The sequence below is a fragment of the Allobosea sp. CRIB-10 genome (genome assembly GCF_900112185.1).
GTDB lineage: Bacteria > Pseudomonadota > Alphaproteobacteria > Rhizobiales > Beijerinckiaceae > Allobosea.
The window spans coordinates 22853-41012 of the sequence record NZ_FOKP01000026.1 but is presented as its reverse complement, the minus strand read 5'-3'; the positions used below and the strand labels follow the sequence as shown (position 1 = coordinate 41012).

9 protein-coding genes and 1 pseudogene are annotated in these 18160 nt (G+C 68.5%); 6 read left to right on the top strand and 4 right to left on the bottom strand.

The window, feature by feature from the left end; genetic code table 11:
• The first annotated feature begins 38 nt into the window (after positions 1-38).
• The gene (locus BMZ69_RS25165; protein WP_139219194.1) at positions 39-2213 is read left to right on the top strand and encodes a methyl-accepting chemotaxis protein; all 2175 of its coding nucleotides are present in this window, start codon (positions 39-41) and stop codon (positions 2211-2213) included.
• Between the two features lie 73 nt (positions 2214-2286).
• A complete protein-coding gene (locus BMZ69_RS25160) occupies positions 2287-3087 on the top strand; it encodes an RNA methyltransferase (protein ID WP_092162022.1) in 801 nt (266 codons plus the stop codon).
• A 24-nt stretch (positions 3088-3111) separates the two neighbouring features.
• Here BMZ69_RS25160 and BMZ69_RS32485 read toward each other — a convergent pair.
• Together BMZ69_RS32485 and BMZ69_RS32480 are read right to left on the bottom strand one after the other, a co-directional pair.
• A pseudogene (locus BMZ69_RS32485) lies at positions 3112-3492 on the bottom strand (DMT family transporter); the annotation flags it as partial.
• A gap of 18 nt (positions 3493-3510) precedes the next feature.
• Positions 3511-4023, bottom strand: coding sequence for a DMT family transporter (locus BMZ69_RS32480; RefSeq protein ID WP_348272496.1), 513 nt, complete (start codon positions 4021-4023; stop codon positions 3511-3513).
• Between the two features lie 311 nt (positions 4024-4334).
• Between BMZ69_RS32480 and BMZ69_RS25150 the strand changes: the two genes are divergently transcribed.
• Positions 4335-11507, top strand: coding sequence for an autotransporter-associated beta strand repeat-containing protein (locus tag BMZ69_RS25150; protein WP_092162021.1), 7173 nt, complete (start codon positions 4335-4337; stop codon positions 11505-11507).
• A gap of 180 nt (positions 11508-11687) precedes the next feature.
• On the opposite strand, the gene BMZ69_RS25145 is transcribed toward BMZ69_RS25150, so the two are convergent.
• Positions 11688-13964, bottom strand: a complete 2277-nt coding sequence (locus tag BMZ69_RS25145) for a TonB-dependent hemoglobin/transferrin/lactoferrin family receptor (RefSeq protein ID WP_092162020.1) — start codon at positions 13962-13964, stop codon at positions 11688-11690.
• Positions 13965-14345: 381 nt separating this feature from the next.
• On the opposite strand from BMZ69_RS25145, the gene BMZ69_RS25140 reads away from it, so the two are divergent.
• The 3 genes from BMZ69_RS25140 (at position 14346) to BMZ69_RS31320 (ending at position 17271) form a co-directional block, all read left to right on the top strand.
• Entirely contained in the window at positions 14346-15635 is a 1290-nt protein-coding gene (locus BMZ69_RS25140; RefSeq protein WP_175506963.1) for a flavin monoamine oxidase family protein, read from the top strand.
• 117 nt (positions 15636-15752) lie between these two features.
• Complete coding sequence (locus tag BMZ69_RS25135; protein WP_092162018.1) at positions 15753-16763, top strand: hypothetical protein; 1011 nt, start codon at positions 15753-15755, stop codon at positions 16761-16763.
• A gap of 97 nt (positions 16764-16860) precedes the next feature.
• Entirely contained in the window at positions 16861-17271 is a 411-nt protein-coding gene (locus tag BMZ69_RS31320) for a hypothetical protein (protein ID WP_139219192.1), read from the top strand.
• On the opposite strand, the gene BMZ69_RS25130 is transcribed toward BMZ69_RS31320, so the two are convergent.
• Complete coding sequence (locus BMZ69_RS25130) at positions 17195-18121, bottom strand: bifunctional helix-turn-helix transcriptional regulator/GNAT family N-acetyltransferase (RefSeq protein ID WP_092162017.1); 927 nt, start codon at positions 18119-18121, stop codon at positions 17195-17197. The genes BMZ69_RS31320 and BMZ69_RS25130 overlap by 77 nt on opposite strands.
• Positions 18122-18160 lie beyond the last annotated feature (39 nt).

Genomic DNA, 18160 nt, shown 5'->3' with positions numbered 1-18160 from the left:
GCTTCCGCCAGATCTCGACAGGTGAGAGGGCCACGGCGTTGTCTACCTCAAGCTCACGCTCGGCCGCGTCCCGCCTGACGATCCAGCTCCGGATCGCGCTGGTCAGCGTCGTCTTCGTCCTCGGCCTCGTGCTGATCGGCATGGCGTCCTGGACCGGAAACGGCCGGCTCACAGCCGCCTTCGAGGATCACAAGGCCTATTCCGCCCTCGCGGCCCGCTCGCGTGAAGTCCGGGCCAGCAGCTTTGCGCTGAAGGCCTTGAGCCGCGATGTTCGCTTCCGGCAGGAAACGACTGATATCAACGACTTCAAGGCCGGCCTCGAATCGCTCAAGCAAGCGGTTGGCCGCCTGGGCGGCGCCACTGGAGCGGAGCGCGTGCGCGACAGCATCGCCGCGCTCGACGCGCCGCTGAAGGCGATCGAGGCCGACTTCACCACGATCAGCACGATGCAGCTGGCCTTACGCGCGCCAGCTCCGGAAGGCCGCGCCGCCCGGCTCGAAGATGCCGCCGATGCGCTTGGCACGAAGGTTCGCTCCAACAGCATGGGCTCGGATTCGCCCGATCTTGCCCGGCTACCCGGCATTCTCGCGGCGCTGCGCCGGATCGATGCTGCCTATCGTCTCTCCCTTGACGAGAGCCTGCTCGGGCAATGGGAGGTCGAGCAGGGCCGCTTCGAGCGCGCGCTCGGCCGCCCGGGCGTTCCCGCCGAGGCCAAGGCCGAGATCGAACCGGCCTTCAAGGCCTATGCCGAGATCGTCCCCGTCTGGAGCAAGGCGGAAAAAGACTTCATGCTCGCCGGCGAGAAACTCTCCGGCGAGTTCGACCTGATCGCGCCGCCGCTGCAGGAGCTCGAGACCCGGCTCTCCAGCGAGGAGGCCCAGGCCGGCGCCCGGCTCGCCGAAGCACAGAGCTGGACGCAGATGATCATCCTGGGCACGATCGCGGCCGCGCTGGTGCTCGGCCTGATCGCCGCCCTTGTCGTCGGCCGCACCACCGCCCTGCCGCTGCGCCGCCTGCGCGACGCCATGCTGAAGCTCGCCGCCGGCGATTACGATGTCGCCATCGCCGGCCTGTCGCGCCGTGACGAGATCGGCCAGATGGCGCAGGCCGTGCAGGTGTTCAGGGACAACGGGCTGGCCGTGCGGCGGCTCGAGGCCGAGACCAGCGAAAGCCGCGCCGAGGCGGAGCGCCAGAACCTCGCAATCGCCAGGCAACGCGAGGAGGCCGCCGCCGCACAAGGCTCGCTGCTCGCCGAGCAGCGCGAGGTTGTCGCGCTTCTGGCTGAGGCGCTCGCCCGTCTCTCGCAAGGCGATCTCACCGTCCGGATCGAGGATGCGGTCGCGCAGGACTACGAGACGTTGAAACAGGACTTCAACAGCGCGATCGAGCGCCTCGCCGCCACCGTCGACGCGATCAAGGCGACCTCCGTCGAGGTCGCGACCGCCGGCCGCGAGATCACCAGCGGCGCTGACGATCTCTCCAAGCGCACAGAGGAACAAGCCTCTTCGCTGGAAGAAAGCGCCGCCACGACCGAGGAGCTAGCCGCCTCCGTGAAGGCCGCGGCCGACGCCTCGCGCCAGGCCGCCAGGCTCTCGCATGAGGCCAGCGGCATCGCCCGCAAGGGCGGCGCCATCGTCGACGATGCCGTGCAGGCGATGACCCGGATCGAAAAGGCCTCGCACCAGATCTCCGACATCACCTCGGTGATCGACGAAATCGCTTTCCAGACCAATCTGCTGGCGCTGAACGCAGCCGTGGAAGCAGCCCGCGCGGGTGACGCTGGCAGAGGCTTCGCCGTGGTCGCTTCGGAAGTACGCACCCTCGCCCAGCGTTCGGCTGAGGCGGCCAAAAGCATCTCGAGCCTGATTCAGGCCTCGAACACCCAGATCGGCGACGGCGTCGAATTGGTGCGCTCGGCCGGCGCCGTGCTTGGCCAGATCGTCGAGGCCTCGCAGCGCGTTGCGACAACCGTCACCGAGGTCTCCTCGGCCTCGTCCGAGCAGGCCAGCGGCATCGACGAGATGAGCCAGACCATCGCCCATATGGACGAGATGACCCAGGCGAACGCGGCGCTCGCCGAACAGAGCGCCGCCTCGGCCACGGCACTGGCGCAGCAGATCGAGCGGTTGAACGGGCTGGTCGCGGCGTTCCGGACGCATGACGGTGGCCAGATCGGGCACGTCGACCTGTCCCGCGAGCGCCGCCGCGCCTGATCATCGCTGAGCGGTTGACGGAGGGCGCACAGCCGGCGCATGGCTGCGGCCTCTTTCAGGACAAAGCCTTCACATGACCGGTTCCGGCACCGACCGCACACGCCCGTCCATCGCGGGACAAGCCCCCATTGTCATCCTCGTCGAACCGCAGCTCGCCGAGAACATCGGCATGTGTGCCCGCGCCATGGCGAATTTCGGCCTGACCGAACTGCGGCTCGTCGCCCCGCGCGACGGCTGGCCGAGCGGCGGCGGCCTCAAGAAGGGCGCGACGGCGGCAGCCTCCGGCGCCACCCATATCCTCGACAATGCGCGGCTCTTCCCCGATGCCGCCGCGGCGATTGCCGACCTCAACCATGTGCTGGCGACGACGGCGCGCGAACGCGGCCAGATGAAGCGCGTCTTCACTCCCGCAGAAGCGATGCCGGGCCTCAGCGAGCGCATCACCGCCGGCGAGCGCGTCGGCATCCTGTTCGGACGCGAGCGCATCGGCCTCACCAATGAGGAGATCAGCTTCGCCGACGCGATCCTGACCTTCCCGGTCAACCCCGCCTTCGCCTCGCTCAACCTGGCGCAGGCGGTGCTGCTCTGCGGCTATGAATGGCTGAAGACCAATGGCGGCGAGCCGGCCTTCCGCGAGAACAACCCCTCCCCGCCCGCGACGCGCGCCACGGTCCTCTCGATGTTCGACTATCTCGAAGGCGAGCTCGAGCGCTGCGGCTTCTTTCCGCCCGGCAAGAAGCCGATCATGACCGCCAATCTGCGCGACATCCTGCACCGGCTGGACATGACCGAGCAGGAGGCCCGCACCTTGCGTGGCGTGTTCAAATCGCTGGCCGAAGGGCCGAGGGCCGGCCGCGGCGAACCGAAAGCCTGAAACGGACGCCGCTCGGAGACTGGCCTAGCCGGATGCCGATGCTCCCTTCTCCCGCCGGTTCGCGACCGTCAACGTCAGGCCGGCGAGAACGAGGACGACGCCGGCGATGAAGAGCGGGCCGAGCGCGTCGCCGAACATCAGCGCCGCCGCCACGACGCCGATGACCGGCTGGAGATACTGGATGCTCGCCGCGATCCGCGCCGGGAGCGTGCGCAGCAGGTGCAGCCACAGGAACAGGCCGGCCACGGTGACCAGCACGCCGAGATAGACCGCCGAGGCGATGCCGACCCCGGTGAGCTGGATCGGAACCCGCGCCATCTCCCAGCCCGCCCAGGGCAGGAGCGCGAGGAAGCCGAACAGGGTGCTCCAGGCTGCGACGGTGGCGGTGCCGTACTGGTCGCTGAGCTCGACGCTCCAGACATATTAGAAGGCGATGGTCAGCGCCGAGAGCAGCACGAGGGCGGCGCCCACGAGGCTGGTCTGGGCGGCGGCGCTGGCCGCCTCGCCCCGGCCGGATGCGACCAGTGCGATGCCGACGAAGGCGGCGAGGATGCCGAGCGCCTGCAGCCGCGACACGGACTGCTTCAGCCGCATCGCGGCGAAGACGACGACGAAGGCCGGGATCGCCGCCGAAATCGTCGTCCCGACCGAGGCCGAGGTCGCCGCCACGCCGAAGGTCTGCGCGACCTGGCCGATGCCGATGCCGAGAAGGCCCAGCGCCGCGACTCGCGGCAGCGCCCGCATCGGCAGGCGTTGCTTGCCCGCCACGAAGACGAACATCAGCGGGATGGCGATCAGGAACCGCAGCGCGGTCAGCGTCAGCGGCGGCAAGGTCAGCAGGCCGAGCTTGGTGATCGGGATCGACAGCCCCCACATCACCGCGAGCAGCAGCGCCGCGGCGAGGCTCCGGACGGATGGATCAGGAGGCGTGACCATGACCGTCTGGCTCAGCTGTCGGCGGAAGCGGGGTTCGAAGGCACCGTGGCGGCGGGCGAACCCTTAGGTCAGCGCATCCTCCCGGACAAGCTTTGCCGCCGCATAAGAGCGCGGCGAGCCCCTCGTCCCGGGCCTCTCGACCGAACCTGCCAAAGCAATGCGGAATCGCGGCAAATCGGCCACATTCGGCTGATTTTCCGGGTTGTGAACCGCCGTTCATTGCCTTGCCGGCACCGCGGACTAAGCCTGCGGTTGCGGTTGGGGTGACAACAGACGTGGCTTTACGGATCATCGAGAGACGATGGGGCGGCTTGGCCCTTCGGCTGGCCCTGCTCGCCGGCACGGCGCTCGTCGCGCCCGCCCATGCGCAGGACGCCACCTGGAGCACCACGCCCGTCTCGGGCTCCTTCAACGATAGCGCCAACTGGACGCTGCTGACCGTCCCGACCGGAACGGCCCTCTTCGGATCGTCCGCGACGACCGCGATCACTATCGGCACTCCCGCCACCGTCGGCGGCTTCACCTTCAATGCCGGAGCCGATGCCTACACGATCACTGTTGCGGCGTTCGGCGGCAGCTTCGAGTTCACCGGCGCCGGCATCGTCAACAACTCCGGCCAGACGCAAACGCTGGTCAACCAGCCGGGGTCCTGGCTCCGGTTTTATAATGCGAGCACGGCCGCAGACGCGGCGATCATCAACAACTCCAGCCTCGAATTCCACGATTCGAGCACGGCCGGAAACGCGACGATCACCAGCAGCAGCCTCCTCACTTTCCGCGGTTCGAGCACCGCCGGCAATGCGGCGATCACCAACGGCTTCCTGACCCAGTTTTTCGCGACGAGTTCCGCCGGCAGCGCGACGATCACCAATAACGCCAGCATGGAGTTTTACCAGACGAGCACGGCTGGCAACGCGACGATCACCAATGCCGGCTCCGGCAGCCTGGACTTCTTCGGGTCGAGTACGGCCGGCAACGCCACGATCATCAACAACGGCACGCTCCGGTTCTACGAGTCGAGTACCGCGGGCAATGCTGCGATCACCAACAACAACACGCTCCGATTCCTCGACACGAGCACGGCCGGCAATGCCGCGATCACGACGGCGGGAGGCGCGACGACCGATTTCTCCGGCAGCACCGGCCCGCTCGGCGACAATCGCCTGAGCGCCGGCTCGATCGCCGGGGGCGGCAACTACAATCTCGGCGCCAACCAGCTCGCCGTCGGCGGCAACGGCGCCTCGACCACGGTCAGCGGCGCGATCAGCGGTGTCGGCGGCTCGCTGGTCAAGATCGGCGCGGGGACGCTGACCCTCACCGGTGCGAGCAGCTATGCGGGTGGAACCACGATCTCCGGCGGTACCTTGGAGATCGCCAGTGGCGGCACGCTCTCGAACGCGAATGGCGTCGTCGGCGCCGGCATCGGCGAGACCGGCGCGGCGACGGTGACCGGCCTCGGCTCGACCTGGACCAACAGCGGCGGGCTCACCGTCGGCAATAACGGCACCGGCACACTGACCATCGAGAATGGCGGCAGAGCCAGCAACACAAGAGGCACGATAGGCCTCGGTTTCGGCACCGGCACCGGCACGGTTACGGTGACCGGCACCGACTCGACCTGGACCAACACCGGTGATCTCCGTGTCGGCGATTTCGGCACCGGCACGCTGACCATCGCGAACGGCGGCACGGTCTCGAACACCATCGGCATTGTCGGTCTTGCTTTCGGCAGCACCGGCACGGTCACGGTCAGGGGTACCGGCTCGACCTGGACCAATACCGGTGAGCTGGCCGTCGGCCTTCTCGGCACCGGGACGCTGACGATCGAGAACGGCGGCAAGGTCTCGAACTCAGCCGGCTATGTCGGCAACTTCGCCAGCTCAACCGGCGTGGCGACGGTGACGGGCACGGGCTCGACCTGGACCAATACCGGCGATCTCCGTGTCGGCGATTTCGGCACCGGCACGCTGACCGTCGAGAATGGCGGCAGGGTCTCGAACACGAATGGCGTTCTCGGCTATCACGCCAGCGGCACCGGCACGGCGACGGTGACCGGCGGGGGCTCAACCTGGACCAATGGCGGCACGCTCACTATCGGAAATCTCGGCACCGGCACGCTGACGATCGAGAACGGTGGCAGTGTCACCAGCAGCGTCGGCCTCGTCGGCTTCACCAGCTCCAGCACCAGCACGGCCACGGTGACCGGCCCCGGCTCGACCTGGACCAACAGCAGCCACCTCATTGTCGGCAATTACGGAGCCGGGAGGCTGACCATTGCGAATGGCGGCAAGGTTTCGAATACCGTGGCTGCCCTCGGCGACGCCCGCTACGCGAGTGGCGCGGCGACGGTGACCGGCCTCGGCTCGACCTGGACCAATACCGGTGATCTCTATGTCGGCAGTTTGGGCACCGGCACACTGACCGTCGAGAATGGCGGCAAGGTCTCAAACACCACCGGTTACGTCGGCAACTTCGCCGGCAGCACCGGCACAGTGACGGTGACCGGCCTGGCCTCGACCTGGACCAATAGCGGCGAACTCTATGTCGGCAACTCCGGCACCGGCACGCTGACCATCGAGAACCAGGGCACGGTCTCGAACACCAATGGTCACGTCGGCTACAACGCCGGCAGCACCGGCACGGTGACGGTGACCGGCCTGGGCTCGACCTGGACCAATAGCGGCGACCTCTATGTCGGCTATAATGGCGCCGGCACGCTGACGATCGAGAACGGCGGCAAGGTCTCGAACAGCAACATTGGCTATGTCGGCTACAACGCCGGCAGCACCGGCACGGTGACGGTGACCGGGGACGGCTCGACCTGGACCAATGGCAGTAGACTCTGGGTCGGCAACGGCACGCTGACGATCGCGGATGGCGGCGCGGTCTCGAACACCGATGGCACAATCGCCGGAGGATCCGGCAGCACCGGCACGGTGACAGTGACGGGTGCCCGCTCGACCTGGACCAATAGCGGCAATCTCGTTATCCCGAGCGCCGGCGTGCTGAGGATCGAGGATGGCGGCGCCGTTTCGAGCGCCAGTGGCCGGCTCGGCAACAACAGCGGCAGCGCCTCGGCGACGGTGACCGGTGCCGGCTCGACCTGGACCATCACCAACGAGCTCCGTGTCGGCGAGTTGGGCACCGCCACGGTCACAATCGAGAATGGCGGCAAGGTGTCGAGCGGCGCCGGCTATGTCAGCGGCAACGATACCGCCGGCACGGTGACAGTGACCGGTGCCGGCTCGAGCTGGACCAACAACGGCACGCTCACTGTCGGCAACTCCGGCACCGGCACGCTAACCATCGAGAACCTCGGCACGGTCTCAAACACCATTGGTCGCGTCGGCCAGGCCACCGGCAGCACCGGCACCGTGACGGTGACGGGTATGGGCTCGACCTGGACCAACAGCGGCACGCTCTATGTCGGCAACTTCGGCACCGGCACGCTGACCATCAGCAATGACGGCAAGGTCAGCGCGGTGGAAACGGCGTTGGCGGTCAAAGGCGGCTCCAGCGGCACGCTCAACCTGCTCGGCGATGCCACGAGCGGCCGCGGCGTGCTGGAGACCGGGCAGGTCATCAAGGGCGCCGGAACGGAGACGCTCAATTTCAACGGCGGCATCGTGCGGGCGACGCGTAACGAGGCCGATTACCTTCTGGGCTTCACCACGCAGACCATCGGCGCGAACGGCGTCTTCTTCGACAGCAACGGCTACGACGTCGGCGTGTCGACCAATTTGGGTGGCGCCGGCGGGCTGACCAAGACGGGCGCCGGCACGCTCCTGTTCAAGGGCAGCAACGACTATTCCGGCGAGACCCAGGTGCTGGGCGGGCGGCTGGTCACGGACAATCAGTTCGGCTTCTCGCTGAGATCGGACCATACGGTCGCGACGGGAGCGGTGCTCGAGGTGGGCAGCGGTATCGGCCTCGTCGCGGTCGGCTCGCTCGCGGGGGCTGGCGCCGTCGAGATCGGCTCTGGCTCGACCCTGATCACCGGTTTGACCAACCAGACGACGACCTTCTCCGGCGGCTTCTCCGGCGCCGGTTCGCTCGAGTTCAGGGGGGCGGGCGCGCAAATCTACAGCGGTACCGGCACGCTCGGTAGCTATCTTTCGATCTGCAGCTGCGGCATCGGCTCCTTCATCATCCGCGGCGGCTCGCTGACGCTGGGCGACCTCGTGATGGTCGCCGGCGGCACGCTCGTCGTCGACCAGGGCGGCAGGCTGGACAATGGCGGCAATCCCTTCCTGGCCAACTCGACGGTGCGCATCGACGGCGTCGGCACGACGGTGACGACCGGCGACACCTTCGTCCAAGGCTCCGGGACCGTGATGACGATTTCCGGCGGCGCGACGCTGACCTCGTCCAGCGTCGAGGTCGGCAATGGCGCCACGCTCGGCGGCACGGGCACGATCGCCGGGGCGGTGACGATCGCTGCGGGTGGCACGCTCTCGCCGGGCACCAGCCCGGGAACGTTGACGCTCGGCTCGCTGACGCTGAACGCCGGCTCGAACACGGTGTTCGAACTGAACAATCCCGGCGTGGTCGGCGGCGCCAACAACGACCTCATCATCATCAACGGCACCGGCGCGGCCGGCAATCTCCAGCTCGGCGGCACCCTGACCGCCAATGTCGCCTCGGCCGGCTCTTACCGGCTGTTCGACGTCACCGGCGGCGGCACGATCAGCGGCGCCTTCGACACGCTGGCGCTGTCGGCGCCATCGGTCGCGGGGGCCACGGGCAGGGTCTCCACCGCGCCCTCGGCTTCGCCGACGCAGGTCGATCTGCTGGTGGTCGGGACGGGCCCAGGCCCGGGCCAGAGCCAGGGCCTGCAGTTCTGGGACGGCGCCGATCTCGTCGGCAACGGTACGATCGAGGGCGGCAGCGGCCGCTGGAGCGCCGGCGCCACCAACTGGGCGCCCGCTCCCGGCGAGGCCGGCTCCAACGGGCCATGGCGCGGCTCGGTCGGCGTCTTCCAGGGGGCGGCCGGCACGGTCAGCGTGGAGGGCACGCAGGATGTCGACACGCTGCAGTTCAACAGCGACGGCTATGTGCTCGAGGGCGGCTCGCTGCGCTTCGCCGTCGTCGGCGGCGGCACGATCAACATAGCGGCCGGCCTCACCACGACGATCGGCTCCAGCCTCATTGCCGGCGCCGGCGACAGCCTGGCCAAGGTCGGGGCCGGCACGCTGGTGCTGACCGGCACGAGCAGCTATGCCGGCGCGACCAGCGTCACGGGCGGCGTGCTGCGGGCCGGGGCGGCCGGCGCCTTCGCCGGCGCCTCGGCCTTCACCGTCGCGGCCGGCGCCAGCCTCGACCTTGCTGGCTTCGACCAGAGCATCGGCTCGCTCGCCGGGGCCGGCGCGGTCAGGCTCGGCTCCGGCCAGCTGAGCCTGGGCGGCGACAACGGCTCGACCAGCTTCTCCGGAACGATCGCCGGCACGGGCGGGCTCACCAAGCAAGGCACCGGCACGCTGACCCTGTCGGGCACGAGCAGCTACAGCGGCGCGACCAGCGTCACGGGCGGCGTGCTGCGGACAGGGGCGGCCGGCGCCTTCGCCGGCGCCTCGGCCTTCACCGTCGCGGCCGGCGCAACGCTCGACCTCGCCGGCTTCAACCAGACGATCGGCTCGCTCGCCGGGGCAGGCGCGGTCTCGCTCGGCGCCGGCCGGCTGAGCCTGGGGGCGAACAACACATCGACCAGTGTCTCCGGCACGATCTCCGGCACGGGCGGGCTGACCAAGCTCGGCTCGGGCACGCTGACCTTGTCGGGCACGAGCAGCTATACCGGCTCGACCCTGCTGCAAAGCGGCAGGCTCGTCGTCGACGGGGCGCTGGCGAGCCCGGTCAGCGTCAGCGGCGGCGTCCTCGGCGGTTCCGGCAGCGTCGGCGGCCTCAATCTCGCCAGCGGCGGCACGGTCGCGCCCGGCAACTCGATCGGCAGGCTGAACGTCTCCGGCAATGTCGCCTTCGCCGCCGGCTCGACCTATCAGGTCGAGGTCGATGCGGCCGGCAATGGCGACAGGATCGTGGCCTCGGGCGCCGCGACGCTTGCGGGCGGCAGGGTGCAGGTGCTGGCGCAAGGCGGCAATTACGCCGCCGCGACCAGCTATGTGATCCTGAGCGCCACGGGCGGGGTGAGCGGCAGCTTTGGCTCTGTCAGCGCGAACCTCGCCTTCCTGACGCCAGCGCTGAGCTATGGCGGCCAGAGCGTCACGCTGACGATGACGCGCAACGACACCGGCTTCGGTCCCAACCCTGGTCCCGGTCCCGGTCCCGGTCCTGGGCCCGGCCCAGACCCCGGCCCCGCCCCCGGCCCGGCGCCGCGCCCCTCCATCGCGCAGACGCGCAACCAGGGCTTCATCGCGGTGGCGGCGGAGCGGCTCGGCGCCGGCAATCCTGTCTACGACGCGCTGCTGTCGAGCACCGCCGATCAGGCCCGCACCGGCTTCGACCTGCTCTCCGCCGAGGCGCATGCCCAGGCCGTCAGCGTGATGATCGACGAGAGCCGGCTGGTGCGCGAGACCATCCTCTCGCATCTGCGCGGCCCGCTGCTGACGGTCCCCGGCGGGCAGGTCGCGGCGAGCTTCTCCGCCGATCTGCCCGGCGCCAGGGACGCGGTCGCGATGCCGGCGCCGCTGCCGCAGCCGCGCTATGCGCTCTGGGGCACGGCTTTCGGCGGCACCGGCAACAGCGACGCCGACGGCAATGCCGGCTCGCTCAGCCGGCGCGGCGGCGGCGCCCTGCTCGGGGCGGACCTCGTGCTCTACGACGCGCCCGGCTCCTCGCTGAAGCTCGGCGTCGCCGGCGGCTACAGCCAGTCGCGTTTCGACGTCGATGCCCGCCTGTCCTCGGGCCGGCTCGAGAGCGGCCATGCCGCGCTCTATGCCGGCGCCCGCTTCGGAAGCCTGCGCTTCGATGCCGGCGCCGCCTATAGCTGGTCGCAGAGCGACATCCGCCGCCAGGTCGCGATCCGCGGCTTCGGCGACCTGCTGCGGCTGCAGCGGCCAGGGCAGGTCGCGCAGGGCTTTGCCGAGCTCGGCTATGCCTTCGCCTTCCAGGGCTTCGCCATCGAGCCCTTCGCCCAGCTGGCGCTGATCCGGGTCAGCACGGAGGCCGGCAGCGAGCGCGGCGGGGCGGCGGCCTTGCGCCTGTCCTCCCATGAGCAGAGCCTCGGCTTCACCACGCTCGGCCTGCGCGCCGAGGCGCGGCTCGGCGCGATGCCGCTCTTCGCCCGGGCCATGCTCGGCTGGCGCCACGGTTTTGGCGAGCTCACCCCGCAGGTCAGGACCGGCTTCCTCCTCGGCGCCACGCCGGCGCGCGTCTTCGCCACCCCGATCGACCGCGACGCCCTCGTCGCCGAAGCCGGCCTCGACTGGCGCCTCTCCAACGCAACTGCGATCGGCCTCACCTACTCCGCAGCAATCGCCGAACGCGCAAGAGACCACGCCCTCAAAGGAAAAGTCGAACTCAGATTCTGAGGAAGGCGCGGAGGCACGGCCGCCCTACCGCACATCGCCGCCCCTCGACGCGCCCCGGGGCAGCGTGCCGGCACAGCACGCATGTCTTCGCCAGCATCGCGGACCGCTCGCGCTTTCAGCGTCCGACAAAAAAGCCGGCCCCGAAGGGCCGGCTGAAGTGGGTCTCGAACCTGATGATGCTCAGAACTGGTATTTGAGCGTCGCCTTCACGGTGCGGCCGGGCTCGCTGTAGTAGTCGCGCGGCTGCGGGCGCGAGAGCGGCACGTTGACCGCGTCCCAGTACTTGCGGTCGAAGATGTTGTAGACGCCAATCTGCAGTTCGAGATCGGCGATCTCCGGCACCGGCCGCCACCAGGCCGTCGCATTGAAGATCGCATAGCCGGGCGCCTTGAAACCCGTGGTCGGCGGCGTCCCCGCGACCGTCGAGACGTCGTCGCGCTTGCCGGCCATCTTGGCGGACACCTCGGCGCCCCAGCGATCCGTGCCATAGGCGACGGCGACGATGCCCTGCACCGGCGGGATCGAGTTCAGGAAGGTGTTGTCGTCCTTGTTCTGCCCGCGGGTATAGGCGAAGGAGCCGCGCACCAGCCAGTTCGGCGCGAAGGCGTACTGCCCGTTGATCTCGACACCCTGGATCTCGGCGCGGGCGATGTTGCGGTAACCCAGGACACCCCCCTGCAGATACATCCCCATGAAGCCGGCAGGCAGAACCTGATAGGACTCGATGAAGTTGCGGTAATTGGTGTGGAAATAGGTGATCGAGCCGCCGAGCTGCTTGTCCCCGAAGCGCGCGCCGACGTCGATGCCGTTGCCGGTCTCGGGCCGCAATTGTGGATTGCCGGTGCGCAGATAGGTTGCCGGTCCGCCGAAGCGGCCATAGAGCTCGTCCGCTGTCGGGGCCCGGAAGGTCTTGGCCCATTGCGCGAAGAGTGTGACGTCCTTCACGAAAGGCGCGTTCCGCAGGATGTCGTATTCGAGCCGGATGCGCGGCGACCAGGCCGAATCGCTCGACGAGGGCGGCAGGCTGGTCGGTCTCGAGCCGCCAGCGAAATAGGATGCCGTGTATTGCGGCACCTCCTCATACCAGTCGTAGCGCAGGCCGGGCGTCACCCGCAGCCGGTTGTCCAGGAAACCGATCTCGTCCTGCAGATAGAAGCCGGCGAGCTTGCCGTCGATCTTCGGCATGTCGGCCTGGTTGGTGTGCAGGTTGTTACAGGTCGTGAAGGCCCCCGTGTACGTTCCGGAGGCAGGACGCGGCGGGCAGTTGTCGACGCCGGTCGAGTACTGTTCGAGCGTGGACATGCGCAGTTCGGTGCCGAACGTCACGCGGTGCGAAGCCGGCCCCGTCTGGAAGTTCTTCACCCCATAGCCGACGAAGCCGTAGGAGTTCTCTTCGTTTTCGTTGTCGCGCGCGAAGGGGCCGACGATACTGGTGTAACGCCAGGCGTTGGTGAGGTCGTTGCGCTTGATGCGCTGCCAGTACAGGTTCGCATGCGCCTCGTCGAGGAAGCCGCCGGGCTGCTTGTAGTCATAGGTCAGCGAGACGCGGTTGCGCTCGACATCCTCGCCCGTCCGGTGGGCGCCGGGACGATAATTGCCGGTGAGCGAGACCGTGTTGTTTCGGGTCTGAAAACGGTCGGAGCGCTTGAAGAATTCGCCGGTGATGCCGAAGCGGTGCGCCTCGCCGACCTGCTGATAGATCTTGCCCAGGAAGCTGTACTGGTTGAAATCGTCTGGGTTCGGCGCGGTGCGGGTCGCGCCGATCGTCTTGACGTTGCCCTTGTTGTCGATTTCGTGGCCATTGCGGAAGCCGCCCTGGAGCAGGACGGAGGTATTGCCCATGCGCGCCGCTGCCGCCGCACTGCCGAACCAGGCCTGATCCGTGCTGTCATAGCCGGTCTTGGCGAGCGCGCCATAGGAGCGGCCGTTGCGGATCAGGTCCTCCGGATCGAGCGTGCGGACCGCCAGCGCACCACCCAGCGAGCCGCCACCGAGCGTGCCGCCGCCGCTCGGGCCGCGCAGCAGGTCGAGCGACGACAGGGTGTCGAAGTCGAAGGCCGGACCGATTCCGCGACCGTTGACGCGTGTGTCCGTCGTGAAAGGCAGGCGGATGCCGTCGATCGTCGTCAGCACGCGGGCGCCGTCGAGGCCGCGGATGTTCAGCGAATTGGTCACCCGGTTGAAGGTGATGCCGGCCTCGATCCGGTTGGACAGGTCCGTCAGGCTTTGAATCTGTTGCCGGTCGAGCTCGGCGCGCGTCGTCGTCGTGGTCGTCGGCCCCTGCAGCAGGGGCGCAGCCTGCCGCTCGCCCTGAACATTGATCTGGTCGAGCTGCAGCTGATCGACCGCTGCCGGCGGAGCGGGATTGCGCTGCTGCTGCGCGAGCACCGGCGTCGCCGCCAACATCAAGGCGCCAAGCGCCACGCCATGGCGCAGCCCGCTGCAGTTCGTCCCCATCGCCCATATCCCGTCGCTGAGAAGCAATTGTCCCTGCCAAGACACCTTGCCAAGTTAAATTGCTTTTTTATAATGACTGAAAACTAGGCCAATCGCCTTACTTTCACCATCAGCGGTTATTAAAGCTCAATTTAACTGTCAATAGACTCTTGGCTGCGTGATACATTACTTATTTATTGGAATTCCAGTCTAAGATTGTCATTCGTCTAAACTGAAAGACGATGCGCCGGCAAAATCGTTGGACCGAGCACCTCGCAAAGCTGTGATGGCCCTGCTCCCGCCGCACTCGCAGTCGTGTATTGCAGCGCAAAGGGAGGCTGCCATCTTGACGCGACCGCAGATCGGAACCCGTTCCTGATGCTTGACCGCCGGAGACTTCTGATGGGCGCGAGCGCGCTGGCGACGGGCTTCGCCGGCGCGTCCTTCCCCGTCCGTGCCTCCGAGCCTGACGTGATCGTGATCGGCGCCGGCGCCGCCGGCATCGCTGCAGCCAGGCAGCTCCAGGCGGCCGGCCGTTCGGCCATCGTGCTGGAAGCGCGTGACCGCCTCGGCGGCCGCACGTTCACCGATGCCTCGCTCGGCCCGTCCTATGACGCCGGTGCGATGTTCATCCACTGGGCGGAACGCAATCCCTGGACCGAGATCGCCCGCGAGCTCGGGGTGGCGACGCCGAACGAAAGCTGGGGCAGCGGCTTCCAGCTCTTCCAGGGCGGCAAACCCATGCCTGCTGGCGATCGCGCCCGCCGCCGCGGCGCCTTCGGCGAGATCGACCGGCGGCTGGACAATGCCGATCTCGAGACGCGCGACCTCTCGGTCGCGGAGGTGCTGAGCGATCTCGGCCCGGACCTCGCGCCGGTTGCGGCCTCCAGCATGCTGCTCTCGATCGGCGAGGAATCGGCGCGCATCTCCGCGCTGGACTATCAGCGGCTCTGGGCCGGCGAGGACTATGTCGTGCCGAGCGGTTACGGCAACCTGGTCGCTCGCTATGCGCAAGGCCTCGACATCCGCCTGAACCAGCCCGTCACCGCGATCGACTGGAGCGGCCGTGGCGTCTCCGTCACCACCGCCTCTGGGACGCTCAGGGCGCGCGCCTGCATCGTCACCGTGCCTGTCGGCGTGCTGAAGGCCGGTGCGATCCGGTTCGTGCCGGAGCTGCCTGCCCGCAGCCGCGACGCGCTCGCCGGAATCGGCATGGGTGCGCTCACCAAGATCGCGCTCAAGGTCGACGAGCGTTTCGGCATCATGCCGGGCACGACCTATTTCGAGGCCGGCTCGGCCGACCGACTGATCAGCTTCGAGCTCTTCCCCGGCGACCAGGGCATCGTCATCGGCTATTGCGGCGGCGATTTTGCCCGCGACCTCTCGACCGCCGGCCCCACCGCTGCGCGCGAGCAGGTCGTCGACCTGCTCACCGCGATGATCGGGTCCGAGTTTCGCAAGGCGGCCGGCCCGGTCTCGTTTCCGGCCTGGTGGACCGACCCGTTCTCGCATGGCTCCTATTCGGTCTGCCGGCCCGGCCATGCCGGCGCGCGTGACGTCCTCGCCGAGCCGATTGGCGGTAAGCTCTGGCTCGCTGGCGAGGCGAGCGCCGGCGGCGGCGCCATGACCGCCGGCGGCGCCACCCTCGCCGGTCGGAGCGCGGCAGCTGCCGCAGCGCGCCTCAAGGTCTAGGGAATCCGAGACAAGCGCCAGGGAACCCGGAGACCGGCTCTAGCATCGACAAGGCTTGCCCAACCCCGCCCGGCTTTGCCACCATGGCGGCGCTGGGGATCGATGCGGAGCTTGATAATGCGCCTGTCGCTCGTTCTCGCCGGTGTCCTGCTGGCCTCCCCGGCGCTCGCCGCCGGGCCTTATGCGAAATTCTCGGTCGGGAACTGGGCCGGCGGTGCCTTCACCAACAACCAGACCGGCGACTTCTCCCATTGCGCCGTCTCGGCCAGCTACAAGAGCGGCGTCACCATGCACGCCTCGCTCAACGGCAATTACGGCTGGAATCTCGGCTTCTCCAACCGCGCCTGGGGGTTGAAGCCCGGCGATAACGTGCCGATGGAACTGGTCTTCGACCGCAACGACACTGTCCGCATCAACGCCAAGGCGGTGCAGCCCCAACTCGTCGTTGTCAATATGCCGGCGAACTCCAACATCGTCCGCGCCTTCCGCGGCGCCGAGTTCCTCGAAGCCAACATGCTGGGCGCGCGCTACACCTTTCGCCTGACCTCGACGGCCGAGATCATGCCGGCACTGCTCGATTGCGTGAAGATGAACGCCAATCTCAAGGTCGCGCCCGGCACGCCGGCTCCCGCGCAAGGCGGCGGCACGACCACGGCCGCCGCGGCCGACCCGGCGATCCAGCTCGAGGCGGTGACGCTCGCGACCAATTTCCTGCTCAAGACGCAATTGCCCGAGCCGAAAGTGTTGAGCGGCCCGGAGGCGCCGTCCGGCCTCGGCAGCAACGGCGCCGGCTGGCGGGCCAAAGGCGCGACCGGTGTCGTGCGCGTTCTGGCGAGCCCGAACCAGAAGGACGTCGACGTCGCCGCCGCGGTCTCCGCCGCCGATGCCCGCGGCTGCCAGGGCAGGTTCGCCTCGGGCCGGACCACCGACACGATCGAGGGCGCCAGTGTGCTGCGCGGCTTCTCCTCCTGCGAGAATGGCGGCGATGCCCGCTATTCCGAATTCTACGTGCTGCCGCGCAAGCAGGGCGGCTTCGTGATGTTCTCGGTGGTGACGACCGGCGACGGCGCGCTGCACCAGCAGCGCCGCGCCGACTTCCAGCGCGCGGCGCTGACCTCGGTGCAGTGACGTATCAGGGATGCTGTCCGGTCTCTCCCGCCTCTGGCGGCGCGACGGCAGGCTCGGTCGGCCCGCTTTCGCCGGCCATCTGGCTTTGGCCTGCGCCATGCTGCTGGCCGTCGCCCTGGCTGCCGAGCAGCTGCTCGATCTGACCTGGGCTGAGGACGCGGACCCGCGCCTGTTCGTCGAACCAGTGCCCAACGCGGCCATCCAGGCCCTGCTCTATGGGACTTTGCTGGCTTTCTCGATCCAGCGCATCCGCGATACCGCTTTCCCGGTCCTACCGGTCATCGCCGCGATGGCCGCGATCGAATTGCTCGAACACGGCGTGCTGCCGTCGCTGACGCAAGCGCGCCTTCCGGCACCGCTCGAGACGATGACGCCGCTCGGTGGCGCGCTTTCACTCGCCTCGCTGCTGTTCCTGCTGCTCTGGCCAAGCGCTAAAGCTCCCGCTCCCAGTTCTGCCCGACCAGATCCTTCCCGAAGGAGTGATGCTTCTCCTCCGCCACCAGCCTGAAGCCCTCAGCGATGTAGATGGCGCGGGCGGCGTGCAGGATATCGTTGGTCCAGAGCGTCATGCGGCGATAGCCGGCCGCGCAGGCAAAGGCGGTTGCCTCCTGCACCAGGCGCTTGCCGAGGCCCAGCCCCTGCGCCCGCGTCTCGACCAGCACGAGCCGAAGCTTCGCCACCTCGTCGCTCTCGCGCACGACGAAGGCCGAGCCGACCGGCACGCCATCGATCTCTGCGATGAGGCAACGCTCCTGCCCCGGCCTGAACTCGCGCAGGAATTTCGCCGCGATCTCGGCGACGAGCGCTTCGAAGCTGATGTCCCAGCCATAGACCTCCGCATAGAGCCGGCCATGGGCCGAGATCACCCAGCCCATATCGCCGGGGCGATGCTCGCGGATGATCACCGCCGGCTGCGGGCTGGCGGCGCCCGACAAGAGCGTCTGCGCCCGTTCGAGCGCGGAGACCAGGCTCGCCTGCTCGGTGCCCGCCAGACGCGACAGGATCGTGTCGGCCTGCCGGCGCGAGGCTTCGTCGAGCCGGACGAATGCGACATGCCCGGCTTCGGTGAGCCTCAACTCGTACGCGCGCCCGTCGCCAGCCGCCCTCGCCCGCTCCAGCCAGCCCAGGTTGACGAAGCGCTTCAGCAGGCGCGACAGATAGGCCGGATCGAGCCCGAGCTCGCGCGCCAGCTCGCCGGCCCGCCAGCCATCGCGCTGCGCCAGCTCGTAGAGCACCCGCCCCTCGGTCAGCCCGAAACCGGAGCCGTGCAGATCGTCGCCAAGGGCCCCGATGAAACGGGTATGGAAGCGGCCAAACCGGCGGATCGTCGCGATGGCCGATGGATCGATGGCGGACATGGCACGGCCTCCTCGGGGCGGGAGGATCGCTAATTAATG